Origin of the sequence: Enterococcus sp. DIV1316a, assembly GCF_050536915.1 — a bacterium.
Taxonomy (GTDB): Bacteria; Bacillota; Bacilli; order Lactobacillales; family Enterococcaceae; genus Enterococcus; species Enterococcus faecalis.
The window spans coordinates 1198153-1212012 of record NZ_CP172913.1 but is presented as its reverse complement, the minus strand read 5'-3'; the positions used below and the strand labels follow the sequence as shown (position 1 = coordinate 1212012).

Genomic DNA, 13860 nt, shown 5'->3' with positions numbered 1-13860 from the left:
TCCTTGATTAAATTGTTATCGTTTACATCTTTAGGATAAATTATGGGAATGTTCCCATGTCAAGCACTATTTTCAAAAAAATGTATGCTATACTTCTTATAAGAATACATTCCACTTTGGAGGTAAAAAATGACGTCTATCATTGATGTAGCAAAAGTTGCCGGTGTCTCGAAATCGACTGTTTCTCGCTTAATTTCTGGAAAAGGATATGTGAGTGCCGATAGTCAAGAAAAAATTCTCAAAGCAATGAAAGAATTAAATTATACCCCGAATTATGTGGCGCGGAATTTACGAGCAGGTGCCACAAAAACCATTGGCTTTTTAGCCCCTAGCTATTTAGGTTCCTTAGGTATTTTCTTGAATCGCTTTATTTCAATTGCCAAAAAATACAATTATTCCGTAACCTTATTTTTTACAGATGGCGATCAGCAGAAAGAAATTGATGCCTTGAACCAATTAAAATACAAACAATTAGATGGCTTGTTTTTATTGACACGAACAAATGAATGGTCGGTGATTGAGCCTTACAGCGCGTATGGCCCTTTAGCAACCTGGCATCGTATCGATTCACCTAATATATACTCTTCCTACATTGATCATTACTCTGGTTATTATCGTTCCTTAGAATATTTACAACAACAAGGATACCAAAAAATTGGTCATGTCCTCGGTAATCCCGAAAATTTAAACACGCACGCACGAAAACGTGCAATGAAAGATTTTTATGAAAACACTCAGGCACCTTGGCAAGCTGAGTGGCTGATTAATGATCAGTATACTAACCATTCTGGTCGCAAAATTGCCCATTACTGGCAACAATTAACCGACAAGCCAGAAGCTTTGGCCTTTTATAATGATCACGTAGCAGCTGAGTTTATTTCAGAACTTGAAAATCTAAATTATGCCGTTCCTCGCGATGTCGCTGTCATTGGCTTTGATAATAGTTATGTCAGTGAGTTGATGCATATTACGACTGTTGATTATGCCATTCAGTATCAAGCCGAAAACTCATTTATTTACCTATACAACCAATTAAATCAGACGAAGATTCCTGAAAAAAAATTAACCGTTCGTCTAGTTGAACGACGAACGGTGCCTAAAAAAGACCCGGCAGATCAGTCACTTTGACTGATTTACCGGGTCCTTTTAGAGTTAAACAAAAATTATTTATGCTTTTGTTCATTTTTTAAAATAGAAATTGACTGTTTTAAGGATTGAATCATGCCGCCTTCGCTGTATACAAGAACGTTTGATTTATATAAACGAGCAGAGAAGATTGTTAAAATAATTCCAAAAACTGCCAAAATCACTAATGAGACAATTGCTTCCATTGTTGATGCCGTTTCGGTCGCCAAGCGTACTGGCATAATGTATGACGAAATCAGCGGAATAAAGGAAGTCACTTTCACCACGATATTTTGCGGATCATTCGTCCCAAACGTAATGCCAATCATATAACCGATTAAACCAATATACATGATGGGCTGAACTGCTTTTGCTGTATCCTCTGGTTTGGAAACAAGAGAACCACAAAGTGCTGCCAAAACAGCAAAAACGAGAATACCAATAATGAAAAAGCCTAATGTAAAAATAAAGGTTGATGAAAAAATACTTTGTGGTGAAATACCACTTAATAGACTTTTCATAAAATCAAGATTTTTCAATTGAGAATAGCCGAGAACAAACGCCACTCCGTAAATGAAAATTTGTGTTAAAGCTACTAGAATAACCCCAGTTAATTTGCCATAAAAATGGGTTTGCGCTTTTGTACTAGAGAGAATAACTTCCATGATTCTAGTGCCTTTTTCAGAAGCAATCTCTTGGGCAATAATTGAAGAATAACTGCTGATGAAGACAAATAACAAAATTGTTATCCCCATTGCTAACGCCATTTGAATCCCTGTGTTATCTTCTCCTGTTTTTATTTTGCCATTTTCATCAAAACTAATTTTGGCTTTTTTAAATGTTGCTTGTTGATTCAACATGGCAACTTGCTCAGCTGTTAGGTTTAAACGATTGGCATTCGCCATTGTTTGTAATTGGTTTAACATTTGAGGAATTAGCATCTCGGTTGCATTTCCTAAAGAGCGTTCAGAGTAAAGCTGACCAGAAATCTGATTATCTGTAGTGTCCAAAAGTAAATAAGCATCAATTTTCTCGTCTTTTAATTGTTCTTGGGCCTTTTTCTCAGAAGAAACAGCTTTGAAAGAAAAGTCCTCTGTTTTATTCTTTGTCAACTCTTTAACGAGCGCTTGATTTTCCGAAACCAGACCAATGGTAGTATCTCCTGAAAAACCGCTAGCTAGAGAGCCCGCTAAGTAAACAATTCCTACAAGAAGAAATGGCGCTAAAATCATGATTAAGAAAGACAGCGACTTCACATTTTTCTTATAGACATCAGTCGCAATAATCCAAAATTTACTCATCTTGCCCACCTACTTTCATTTTGAAAATTTCTTCCAATGTTGGTGGTTGTTGATTAAACATTGGAATGTAGCCGTTGGCTGTCGCTTTATCAAACAACACTTTGCCCACTTCAGCGTTTTCTAATGTCGCTTCTAAGACGCCATCTTGTCGTAAGTGTGCTTCTTTCACACCTGCTGTAGCAGCAACTTCCTCAACAGATAACGGTGATTCTAAAAATAATTTTGTTCGACCAAATTGTTGTCGAATTTCATGAACCTGACCATCTAAAACCATGCGTCCATTTTTTAACATGACTAAATGGTCACAGATTTTCTCCACATTGTCCATATTATGACTGGAAAAAATGACACAAGAACCTTGATTTTTCAATTCAATAATGCCGTCTTTTAATAATTCTGCATTAACTGGATCCAAGCCACTGAATGGTTCGTCTAAAATAATTAACTTCGGTTCATGAATAAGTGTCGCAATCAATTGAACTTTTTGTTGATTTCCTTTTGATAAAGATTTAACTTTATCTGTTTTTTTGCCTTTAACTTGAAATTTTTCCATCCAAAAGTCAATTTTAGGTTCAATTTCTTTTTTAGTTTTTCCCCGCAATGAAGCGAAATAAATTAGTTGGTCTTCAATCGTAATTTTAGGATATAAACCCCGTTCTTCTGGTAAATAACCAATAATATTGTATTCTTTTTCGTTTAATGGTTGACCATTCCATAAAACCGACCCGCTATCTTGTGTTAAAAAATTTAAAATCAAGCGAAATGTAGTTGTTTTCCCGGCACCATTTTGGCCAATTAATCCTAAAATTTTCCCGTCCGGTATCGTAAAGGATACATGATCAACTGCTTTAAAATCCCCAAAGGTTTTGACTAACTCTTTTACCTCTAACACATAAACGCCCCCTTCACTTTTTCTAAACCGCTGTTTAGTTACTCATATCGTATCTTTACTGTGTTGGCTTGTCAATGACAATTGTTATGGAAAGATGCTGCACTTTAATCAGACTCTTTATTTTCTGCTAAGCGAAAAAGGCCATCCGTCTCGGCAGAAATATGCACTTCATTTGCGGTCAAGCCTGTGCTTTCATAAAATTTATTTTTAAATTCCTTTGCCGATTTTGATGATTGGCAGGCCCAAATTCGACCTGTACGATTCAACCACGTACCCAATTCATTCATTAAACGCTCATCAATCAGTAATTGATTTGGTACTTTTTTAAATTTTATTTGATAAACGGGCGTTAGTATTTTCATGATCAGACGTCCTCTCTTTTAAGTTAGTATTAGTATATCACGAAAGAAATCGTTATCATATTTTCTTGAGAGTTCAACTTTTCATGAAAAAATTGAATAAAAAAACCAGACAAATTAGGAAAAGCACCTAATTGGTCTGGTTCATTTTCATTTATTTTTCTATCTCAGAGGTTGTTTCTTGGTGCAAATGACGATACACATTCTTCGCGACAGTTTCAGGTAACCCAGCTTTTCTTAATTCTTCAACACTGGCTGCCGTAATATTTTTAAGCGATTTAAATTCTTTTAAAAGATTTTTTTTGCGTTTCGGTCCCAAGCCTTCAATGTTATCTAATTTGGAAGCAAAACTATTTTTACTACGTAATTGACGATGGAATGTGATGGCGAAACGATGGACTTCATCTTGGATTCGTTGCAACAAGAAAAATTCTTGTGAGTTTCTTTCCAATGGTACAACTTCTAAGTTTGGACCAAATAAAAGTTCACTCGTTTTGTGCTTGTCGTTCTTGGCTAATCCAGCTACAGGAATATCGACTCCTAGTTGATTGGCTAACACATCTTTGGCAACATCGACTTGACCTTTACCACCATCGATTAAAATTAAATCAGGAAAAGGCAAGCCTTCTTTTAAAACTCGTGAATATCTGCGATAAATGACTTCTCTCATAGAAGCGTAATCATCAGGACCTTGCACAGTTTTTATTTTATATTTTCGATACTCATTTTTAGCTGGTCGTCCGTCAATAAACACAACCATCGCAGAAACAGGGTTTGTTCCCATAATATTTGAATTATCAAATGCTTCAATTCGAATGGGCGCAGGTATGTTCATCGCATTGCCTAATTTTTCAACTGCGCCAATTGTTCGTTCTTGTTTCCGTACAATCAAATCGAATTTTTCATTTAAAGCAACTGCAGCATTTTTACTGGCTAATTTAACCAGTTTTTTCTTTTCTCCCCGTTGCGGCTGCAAGACTTTCGTAGCTAATAAAGCTTCGACGCTTTCTTTATCAATGTCATCAGGAATCAAGACTTCTTTTGGCACAAAATGCTCATTCTCTTGATAAAATTGTCCAATAAAAGTTAAAAATGCTTCACTGGCATCATCATAAAATGGAAAAATCGATACATCACGTTCGATTAATTTTCCTTGTCTGACAAAGAATACTTGGACACACATCCAGCCTTTATCAACAGCATAACCAAACACATCACGATCAATTAAATCTACATTCGTCATTTTTTGGCGGGTCATAACTGTTTCAATCGCTTTAATTTGATCGCGAAATTCTGCAGCTTTTTCAAATTCCATATGTGCAGCTGCATAAGCCATTTTTTCTTGTAAGCGGTCCTGAATTTCTGTATGTCCACCAGAGAGAAACCCTTTAATCTCTTCCACCATATCTTTGTAGACTTGCGGATCCACATCAAAAGCATAGGGACACAGACATTGTCCTAAATGATAATACAAACAAGGTGTTTTTTGCGACGGATTACATTTTCGCAAAGGAAAAAGCCGATCTAACAGTTTCTTTGTTTCATTCGCTGCATTTACATCTGGATATGGGCCAAAATATAACGCTTTGTCTTTTAAAACCTTTCGAGTAATCATTAAACGAGGATATTTTTCGTTTGTGATTTTGATAAAAGGATAGGTTTTATCGTCTTTTAACATGATGTTATATTTGGGATTATTTTTATGGATTAAATTAATTTCTAATAAAAGTGCTTCAATATTCGATTCTGTCACAATATATTCAAAATCATCGATTTCACTGACTAATCGTTCTGTCTTAGTATCATGGCTACCACGAAAATAAGACCGGACACGGTTTTTCAAAATTTTGGCTTTCCCAACATAGATAATCGTGCCGTTTTTATCTTTCATTAAATAACAACCAGGTTGATCAGGAAGCAGTGCTAATTTATTTTTTATTCGTTCGTTCATACGATACTTCCTTTCTAACAAAATGCTTCGTCTATTATACACCTCTTTTTGTAATTAAACAAAAAAAGCCGCTACTTTATGTACGAAAGAAACAGCCTGAAAAGACAATCGCTAATGATTTCTCTTCAGACTGAATCAGACTATTCGTAATGACTAATCAACGTTTATAAGTGTTTGGCAATCATTGCTTGCAATTGGTCTTTTGTATGAACACCGACTGCTTTTTCAACAACTTCGCCATCTTTTTTCAATAGCAATGTTGGGATGCTCATGATTCCAAAACTTGCTGGTGTTGCAGGATTTTCATCCACATCCATTTTGACGATTTTCACTTCGTCTTCATCATATTCTTCAGATAATTGTTCTAAGATGGGTGCTTGCATACGACAAGGGCCACACCAAGTTGCCCAAAAGTCGATTAAGACTAATCCTTCATCTGTTTCTGTTGCAAAATCTTTATCGGTAATTGCTTGTGTCATTTCACAAACCTCCTACTCTTTACTCTTATTACATGCTTAGTATAACACGTCATCTCTAAGATAGCGAGTGTTCTGCTTACTTATTGTAAGTCCTTATTTATTGGAATTTTACGACAGTCGCACCATTACCACCTTGGTTTTGTGGCGCAAATTCATAGCTTTTCACACTGCGGTGATTTTTTAAAAATTCCGTTATTCCGGTTCTTAATGCACCTGTTCCTTTGCCGTGAACAATGGTTACTTGTGGATAGCCCGCTAGAATCGCAGCATCAATGTATTGGTCAACTTCTGCCAATGCTTCTTCGTAGCGTTTGCCACGTAAGTCTAGTTGTGTGCCAACATGACTGCTTTCTGCAGAACGAACCGTTGTAACTCTTGGTTTTGCTTCTTTTTGTGGAGCGACAGGCGTCATATCCTCTTCAGAGACGTTCATTTTTAAAATGCCCAATTGGACTTGCCATTGTCCTTTGCCGTTGCCTTTTAATAATGTCCCTCGTTGGCCGTAAGTATTGACAATTACTTCATCGCCAGCTTTTAATTTTTTCTGTTCTTTGGCCTTCTTCAACACTTTGTTTTTAGCAAGCTTGGTTTCTTCATGGTGTAATTGAGAAAGTTGTGTTTTCGCATCAATTAACTGATGTTCTTTGACACCACCTTGTTGGCCACTTTCCAATTGCATTTTGCGAATATCAGAAATAATGGTTTCCGCATTTTCTTCCGCTTCTGCAATAATTTTATTCGCTTCTTTCCGCGCTTTTTGTAATTCTTTTTCTCGTTCTTCAAAAAATACTTGATAGGCTTCTTTCAGTTCTTTATGCAAAGCGGCCGATTCATCGACATAGTGGCGAGCTTCTAAATATTCAGTTTCGGCCATTTTGCGACGGTTTTCCAGGTCTTCAATCATTTCGTTTAAATCTTGACTTTCACCGTCCATTATTTGTTTTGCAGCTTCAATAATACTGTTGTCTAATCCAAGACGTTTCGAAATTTCAAAAGCATTACTTCGGCCAGGCACGCCAATTAATAAACGATAGGTTGGACTCAAGGTATCTACATCAAATTCCATACTGGCATTGATTGTTCCAGCTCGATTATAGCCATACACTTTTAATTCAGGATAATGGGTTGTTGCCATCACATAGGCTCCTTTAGCACCCAATGAATCTAAAATGGCAATCGCTAAAGCGGCCCCTTCTTGCGGATCTGTCCCAGCACCTAATTCATCAAATAGTACTAAACTTTGATGATCGACTTTCTTTAAGACAGACACGATATTCGTCATATGTGAAGAGAAAGTACTTAAACTTTGTTCAATCGATTGTTCATCCCCGATATCCGCAAATACTTCTGTAAAAATACCCATTTTACTCTCTTCTTCAACTGGAATAGGTAATCCAGCTTGACCCATTAATTGTAAAAGACCTAACGTTTTCAGAGTAATGGTTTTCCCGCCGGTATTAGGCCCTGTAATCACAATTGCTTGATATTCTTCTCCAATCACAATGTCATTGGCTACAGCTTTTTCTGGATTTAATAGTGGGTGTCGGGCTTGTTTAAAAACTACATGATTTGCTTGACTAATTTCTGGAACAACTGCTTTTAGTTCTTTTCCTAGTCGCGCCTTAGCATTAATAAAATCAAGTTTACCGATGACATAAGCATTATGCGTAATTTCACGGCGATAAGGGACCAACTCGGCCGACAGTTCTGCCAAGATGCGAGTAATCTCATTTCTTTCGGCAATTTGTTGTTGTCGCAAACGATTATTCATTTCTAAAATTTGTTTAGGTTCAATAAATAAGGTTTGTCCTGAAGCACTTTGGTCGTGAACCACGCCACCAAAAATATTTTTATATTCTTGTTTGACTGGAATCACGTAGCGTTCATTTCGCATAGTAACAAGGGCATCACTAAGGTAACGTGCGTTTTTCCCACGAATAATACTATCTAGTTCTTCTCGAATGGTCTGCTCACTACGTCGAATATTTTGCCGAATTGCCTTTAAGGCTGGCGAAGCTTCATCTGTGACGTAGCCATCATCATCAATGGCTTGTTTGAGTTGGCGATTTAATTCAGGCAAAACTTCTAGTTGCTCTCGCCACATATATAAACGTTCAAAATCCACTTCATTTTCACTTAACTCATCAAAAAAACGAGTCAGTTCTGAAGTAGTCGATAAGACACGACCTACTTGTGCTAATTCTACACCATTTAAATCCGCACCAATTTCAATCCGTTTCATGTGTGGTTGGATATTTTCTAATTTAGGAATGGGGATTCCACCACGTAATCGTTGAACTTTTAAACCATCCTGTGTTTCATTTAGCCATGATTGAATTTTATTTTCATCAGCAATCGGTAATAATTCCGAAACTTCGTTTGTCCCCTGAGCTGTCACAATAAATTGCAACAACTGTTGTTTTACTTTATCAAACCCTAATGTTGATAGAATACGCTGATTCATTTTTCCACCTACTTTTCAAACTTTTTCATTTGTTGAAAAGACTGAGACATAACATAAGAAGTTTCGCTTTGCTCACTTACTTCTTATCTCTATCTCAGTCCCATTCAGCTTTATTTCGTAATTGGTTCAACCCATAATTCATATGCTTGTTTTGTTAGAATTGGGGTATTTTTTACAATGCCTCGTGCCAAGCCACTTGACCGAAACTGATTTTGGACAATATCTGACGGAATCATTGACGCCGTAGCTAACACTAGAAAAAGACCCACGTATAACACAAGAACACTTAATACGCCACCTAATAGTCCATTTACCTGTTTCAAAACTGGAATAAATGTTAATCCATGTAAAAAGATAGCTAAAAAACGAACGACTAACCAGCCTGCAAACAGCAATAATAGAAACGCAACCGCTGAATAAAAGGCTTTGTCCAAGTCTAAAGAAATCTCTTGATTAAAAAAGACAAGCTTTGACGTTGGCGTAACCGATGGATATGGAATATACAATTCTAAATGAGAGGCGACCTCTTTGTAATAGGTTCGAGCAACAAAATATGAAATTAAGTAACCCACTGAATAGAGCACTTGTAAAATCAAGCCTCGTTTAGCTCCTGTATAAAATCCAAAGGCTAAAAGTAATAAAATAAGTATTGTTAACATCTTGTCATCCTTTCAGGAACTACTCCGAAACACCTTTATTTTGAATCTGCTGTTTTCGATTTTCATTCAAAATTTGTTGGGCTTCCACATGATTATGAATTTCTACATCTTCTTGTCCATTCTTTTTCAAAACATCCCGTGCTTCTTCTTCGATAATTTCCATTCGGCGCACACGATTCTCTAATTCAGCCAAACGAATGGTTTTCTGTTTTAAATCTGCTACTTGTTTTTCCAATTTTAAAGCATATTCTTGTTTTTTTAGTTGATCTGAAATTGCATTAATTGCTAATAAAACAGAAGCTTGTTCCGTATCAGTTTGCGGAGAAAGATGTTTAATTTCCGCCAGTTGTTCGTTGACAATTTTTGTGACTAAATCCATATGTTGTTTTGACTCTTGGCCAATAATTGTATACGTATGGTCTGCAATGATTGCTTTATATCGTGTTTTTTCATTTGATGCCATGTTGAGGTTCCCTCCTGTAAATCAATCCATTCTTGCTTATTGTACCATGAAAAAAAAGCGAAGCGCAATTTTCGTACAAATTCTTTCTTATTATATGCCACAAAGCGAAAAATTTAAAGATTTCTTTACAAGAACTCTGGCAATTTAAGAACGAATAGAAATTGTGTAGGAGAAAAAGCGTGGAACAAAAAGTCAAAATGATTTTTGTCCCACGCTCAAACTCTGATAATCAGCTAAAAATGTTTGTTTCAGCTGTACTTTTTAAGGCTTAGTTATTATCTTTCATCTTTTCTACACGTAAACAACGCATAGCATTTAAAACAGCGATAATAGTTACACCAACATCAGCAAACACTGCTGCTTGCATTGAAGCCAAGCCTAATGCACCTAGTACCAAAACAATGATTTTAACAGCAATCGCAAAGATAATGTTTTGTTTAACAATTCTCAATGTTTTTCTTGATAATTTAATCGCAGAGGCGATACGACTTGGTTCATCATTCATAATCACCACATCAGCAGCTTCAATTGCCGCGTCACTTCCTAAACCACCCATGGCAATCCCAACATCAGCCCGGGCTAAAACAGGTGCATCATTCATGCCGTCACCAACAAAGGCAACTTTGTTTTTAGGTGAAGATGCTTTTAACAACTCTTCTAAACGATCCACTTTGCCATCTGGTAAAAGTTCTGCATAAACTTTGTCAACACCAACTTCTTTTGCAATAGCTTCTGCAACTTGTTGATTGTCTCCAGTCAGCATAACAGTTTGTTTGACCCCTTCAGCTTTTAATTCTTTTATTGCTGAAATGGCGTCTGGTTTCAATTGATCCGCAATCACTAAGTAGCCTGCAAATTGATTATCAATAGCGACAAAAATTAAAGTTCCCGCTTCCTTCACTTCTGGTGCTTCGATACCAAATTGTTTCATTAACTTCGCATTACCGACTAAAACTGTTTTGCCTTCAATTGTGGCTTTGATACCGTGTCCGGCAACCTCTTCAATTGCTGTTGCTGGAACTGTTTCTTTGCCATAGCTTTCTTTAATAGAAATAGCAATTGGATGAGTGGATAATTGTTCTGCTGTTGCTGTTAAACGTAACAACTCTTCTTCAGGTAAAACAACACTAGTTATGTTTTGAACCACAAAATTTCCTTTTGTTAGCGTACCAGTTTTATCAAAAACAATCGTTTCCGTATTCGCTAAAATTTCTAAATAGTTACTTCCTTTAATTAAAACACCTAGTTTACTGGCTCCGCCAATTCCACCGAAGAAACTTAAAGGAACAGAAATGACTAAGGCACATGGACAAGAAATAACCAAGAACGTTAATGCCCGATAAACCCATTCATTAATAGAAGTATCAGGGAAAATAAATGGTGGAATCACTGCCAATAAGACAGCTAAAACAACGACAACTGGTGTATAGTAACGAGCAAATTTAGAAATAAAGTTTTCTGCAGGGGCTTTTTTACTGCTAGCATTTTCAACTAAATCTAAAATTTTGCTAACTGTTGAATCCCCAAATTTTTTCGTAACATTAATGGTCAAGGCCCCATTTTTATTGATAAAACCACCTAAGATTTCATCGCCGACTTTGACCGTTCTTGGAACGGATTCACCAGTTAACGCAGAGGTATCTACCATGCTTGATCCATCAATAATTTGACCATCTAATGGAACTTTTTCACCTGGTTTCACTAATATTTGTTGCCCAATTTCAATTGTATCTGGAGCGACCGCTTTTATTTGTCCATTTACTAAAAGATTTGCTGAATCTGGACGAATATCCATTAATTTGGCAATTGATTTTCTGGATTGATCAACCGCAGCACTTTGGAACCATTCGCCGACCTGGTAGAACAACATTACTGCCACAGCTTCGGGATATTCCCCAATAAAGAATGCCCCGATCGTTGCCACAGACATTAAGAAATTTTCATCAAACACTTCCCCACGAAAAATATTCGTTACCGCTCGTTTGACAATGTCGCCACCAATTAAGACATAAACGACTAAATAAGACGCCAAAGCAACCCAATTATTACTTGGCTTAATGATAATAAGTGCTAAAAATAAAACAAATGCAATAATGATACGAATTAAGCGATTCTTATTTGGATTACGTCCCTCTTCTTCTTTGACATCTTTTAAAGAAATAACTTTGACATCTGGTTCTAACTTACCAATCACTGCACGCGCTTCATTTTCGACTTCTAAATCATGTCCTGATTCAACTTCCAGTGTCATCTTTTCAGCCATGAAGTCCACACGCGCTTTTTCTACTCCGTGAATTTTTTGGACAGATTTTTCAATTTTGTCTGCACAACTTGCACAATCAAGTCCTTCTAGTTTATAACTCTTTTGCATTTAAACACCTTCACTCCCTATATAATAGCGATTATTCCGTTTACATGAATAACCTTTCATGAATCTATTATAAATGAAGATGCAATCATATGTCAACCGCTTCACGTAATCTTTTTCTATTTTATAGACATAATGGCATAATTGCTGTAGGTGGAATGGATAACTGAGTAATAACTTTCGGATTGAGTCTATTGCTCCCTTTCCACCAAATTTTGGTTTGTTGGTGTTGAAACCAAGCACTTTGTTCAAAAGGTGCTGACAATGTTTGTAAGTGATGCACTTCGATCTGATTGGTTGCCTGCGGTTCTGTTGTGAAATCATGGGCCCGAATTCCAATAGAATGACAAGAAATAGGAACTTCTTGTGTAACCGTTAGTGTTTGTTGCCAGCCAATCACTTGGACTCTGTGCGCATCTATGCGTTTGACAGGCCAAATATTTTTACAACCAGTGAGTTTAGCTGCTTCAATCGTTTGAGGTTGGTTAAATAATTGATTTGTTGCACCAAAAAGTGTTTGGTTTTTTGTGATTATCACTAAACTCTGACATAACTTATACAGTTCATCTAAACTATGACTCACAATTAAGGCATGTTGATTTAAATTACTTAATCGCTGTTGAAGTTCAATTTGCAGCTCTTCCTTTAAGGGTGCATCTAATGCGGAAAATGGCTCATCTAATAACAGGTAAGCCGGCTGAGCCGCTAGCATTCGCGCAAAAGCCACTCGCTGTCTTTGTCCTCCAGAAAGTTGACTAGGATATTGTTGTTGGACTTTAGTTAAGTGAAAAGATGCAAGCAATTGAGTGACCAATTGTAAATCTTTTGTCACGCACGTCAGATTTTCTACTACCGACAAATGAGGAAACAACGCATACTGTTGAAACAAAAGACCAATTTTTCGTTGTTGCGGCGACAAATTGATCTTTTTTTCAGTATCGAATAAGACTTGATCATTTAAAACAATCTGACCTTTATCCGCAGTCTCAACACCCGCAATACATTTTAACAACATACTCTTGCCACAACCAGAAGCACCTAAAATTCCTGTTGTTTGAGTCTTTGTTTCAAACTGAATTTGCAAAGTATGACTTTTCAATTCTTTTTGAATATCAACAATTAATCTCATTCCGATCTTCTCCAAGCGCGCTGACTAAAAAATTCCGTAAAAAATAAAATAATCAGGCAAAGTAATAACATAATCACAACATATTGATTGGCTAAGCGCCAATCCCCACTTGCTACAGCAGAGTAGATAGCTAAAGGAAGCGTTCTTGTTTTGCCAGCAATATTCCCTGCTAACATTGTCGTCGCTCCAAATTCGCCTAACCCACGGGCAAAGGCTAACACGCCACCGGCCAAGAGACCGTTCATCGACAAAGGTAACGCAATTTTTCTAAAATATCCACTTTCCGAAAACCCGAGTGTCTGGGCCACCGCCAACAATTCACTATCCATTTGTTCAAACGCCGTTAAGGCTGAACGATACATTAAAGGAAATGAAACAGCAACGGCAGCAATAACCGTAGCTGGCCACGAAAAAACAACTTGAATGGCAAAAAAATCAAGTAAAAACTGGCCCACTGGTTGCTGAACACCAAAAATAGTTAAGAGAAAAAAACCAAAAACAGTCGGCGGTAAAACTAATGGCAACGTAAATAAACTATTCAAAAGAATTTTTAATTTACGATTTTTCAAACGAAAAACAATATACGCAACGCCTGTTCCTAAAACAAAAGTAAATAAAATGGCGATTATTGCTGTCTGAAAAGATAAAAGAATTGGTCGAACATCCATTT

12 protein-coding genes are annotated in these 13860 nt (G+C 36.7%); 1 reads left to right on the top strand and 11 read right to left on the bottom strand.

Annotated features, from left to right (window positions below; genetic code table 11):
* Positions 1 to 129 precede the first annotated feature (129 nt).
* Positions 130 to 1128, top strand: a complete 999-nt coding sequence (locus IGL56_RS05885; RefSeq protein WP_002357697.1) for a LacI family DNA-binding transcriptional regulator — start codon at positions 130 to 132, stop codon at positions 1126 to 1128.
* Between the two features lie 35 nt (positions 1129 to 1163).
* Here the strand turns inward: IGL56_RS05885 and IGL56_RS05880 are convergent, their stop codons facing one another.
* The 11 genes from IGL56_RS05880 to modB all read right to left on the bottom strand — a co-directional run bounded on the left by IGL56_RS05880 (position 1164) and on the right by modB (position 13858).
* The gene (locus IGL56_RS05880) at positions 1164 to 2426 is read right to left on the bottom strand and encodes an ABC transporter permease (protein WP_002357698.1); all 1263 of its coding nucleotides are present in this window, start codon (positions 2424 to 2426) and stop codon (positions 1164 to 1166) included.
* Positions 2419 to 3318, bottom strand: a complete 900-nt coding sequence (locus tag IGL56_RS05875) for an ABC transporter ATP-binding protein (RefSeq protein WP_002357699.1) — start codon at positions 3316 to 3318, stop codon at positions 2419 to 2421. The genes IGL56_RS05880 and IGL56_RS05875 overlap by 8 nt, the downstream gene beginning before the upstream one ends.
* A gap of 104 nt (positions 3319 to 3422) precedes the next feature.
* The gene (locus tag IGL56_RS05870) at positions 3423 to 3680 is read right to left on the bottom strand and encodes a DUF3884 family protein (protein WP_002357700.1); all 258 of its coding nucleotides are present in this window, start codon (positions 3678 to 3680) and stop codon (positions 3423 to 3425) included.
* Positions 3681 to 3831: 151 nt separating this feature from the next.
* Positions 3832 to 5628 carry an excinuclease ABC subunit UvrC gene (gene uvrC, locus IGL56_RS05865; RefSeq protein WP_002357701.1) on the bottom strand — a complete coding sequence of 599 codons (1797 nt, stop codon included), beginning with the start codon at positions 5626 to 5628 and terminating at the stop codon, positions 3832 to 3834.
* 164 nt (positions 5629 to 5792) lie between these two features.
* Entirely contained in the window at positions 5793 to 6107 is a 315-nt protein-coding gene (gene trxA, locus IGL56_RS05860; RefSeq protein WP_002357703.1) for a thioredoxin, read from the bottom strand.
* A 97-nt stretch (positions 6108 to 6204) separates the two neighbouring features.
* A complete protein-coding gene (locus IGL56_RS05855) occupies positions 6205 to 8571 on the bottom strand; it encodes an endonuclease MutS2 (protein WP_002357704.1) in 2367 nt (788 codons plus the stop codon).
* A 110-nt stretch (positions 8572 to 8681) separates the two neighbouring features.
* On the bottom strand, positions 8682 to 9230 hold the full coding sequence (locus tag IGL56_RS05850; protein ID WP_002357705.1) for a CvpA family protein: 549 nt from the start codon (positions 9228 to 9230) through the stop codon (positions 8682 to 8684).
* A 19-nt stretch (positions 9231 to 9249) separates the two neighbouring features.
* On the bottom strand, positions 9250 to 9693 hold the full coding sequence (zapA, locus tag IGL56_RS05845; protein WP_002357706.1) for a cell division protein ZapA: 444 nt from the start codon (positions 9691 to 9693) through the stop codon (positions 9250 to 9252).
* A gap of 268 nt (positions 9694 to 9961) precedes the next feature.
* Positions 9962 to 12064, bottom strand: coding sequence for a heavy metal translocating P-type ATPase (locus IGL56_RS05840; RefSeq protein WP_002357707.1), 2103 nt, complete (start codon positions 12062 to 12064; stop codon positions 9962 to 9964).
* A 121-nt stretch (positions 12065 to 12185) separates the two neighbouring features.
* Complete coding sequence (locus IGL56_RS05835; RefSeq protein ID WP_002357708.1) at positions 12186 to 13190, bottom strand: ATP-binding cassette domain-containing protein; 1005 nt, start codon at positions 13188 to 13190, stop codon at positions 12186 to 12188.
* The gene (modB, locus tag IGL56_RS05830) at positions 13187 to 13858 is read right to left on the bottom strand and encodes a molybdate ABC transporter permease subunit (RefSeq protein ID WP_065813928.1); all 672 of its coding nucleotides are present in this window, start codon (positions 13856 to 13858) and stop codon (positions 13187 to 13189) included. The genes IGL56_RS05835 and modB overlap by 4 nt, the downstream gene beginning before the upstream one ends.
* Between the last annotated feature and the right edge of the window lie 2 nt (positions 13859 to 13860).

Coding starts and splice junctions, on each gene's coding strand:
- IGL56_RS05885 (WP_002357697.1), top strand. CDS start 130: ATGACGTCTATCATTGATGTAGCAAAAGTTGCCGGTGTCTCGAAATCG.
- IGL56_RS05880 (WP_002357698.1), bottom strand. CDS start 2,426: ATGAGTAAATTTTGGATTATTGCGACTGATGTCTATAAGAAAAATGTG.
- IGL56_RS05870 (WP_002357700.1), bottom strand. CDS start 3,680: ATGAAAATACTAACGCCCGTTTATCAAATAAAATTTAAAAAAGTACCA.
- uvrC (WP_002357701.1), bottom strand. CDS start 5,628: ATGAACGAACGAATAAAAAATAAATTAGCACTGCTTCCTGATCAACCT.
- trxA (WP_002357703.1), bottom strand. CDS start 6,107: ATGACACAAGCAATTACCGATAAAGATTTTGCAACAGAAACAGATGAA.
- IGL56_RS05855 (WP_002357704.1), bottom strand. CDS start 8,571: ATGAATCAGCGTATTCTATCAACATTAGGGTTTGATAAAGTAAAACAA.
- IGL56_RS05850 (WP_002357705.1), bottom strand. CDS start 9,230: ATGTTAACAATACTTATTTTATTACTTTTAGCCTTTGGATTTTATACA.
- zapA (WP_002357706.1), bottom strand. CDS start 9,693: ATGGCATCAAATGAAAAAACACGATATAAAGCAATCATTGCAGACCAT.
- IGL56_RS05840 (WP_002357707.1), bottom strand. CDS start 12,064: ATGCAAAAGAGTTATAAACTAGAAGGACTTGATTGTGCAAGTTGTGCA.
- IGL56_RS05835 (WP_002357708.1), bottom strand. CDS start 13,190: ATGAGATTAATTGTTGATATTCAAAAAGAATTGAAAAGTCATACTTTG.
- modB (WP_065813928.1), bottom strand. CDS start 13,858: ATGGATGTTCGACCAATTCTTTTATCTTTTCAGACAGCAATAATCGCC.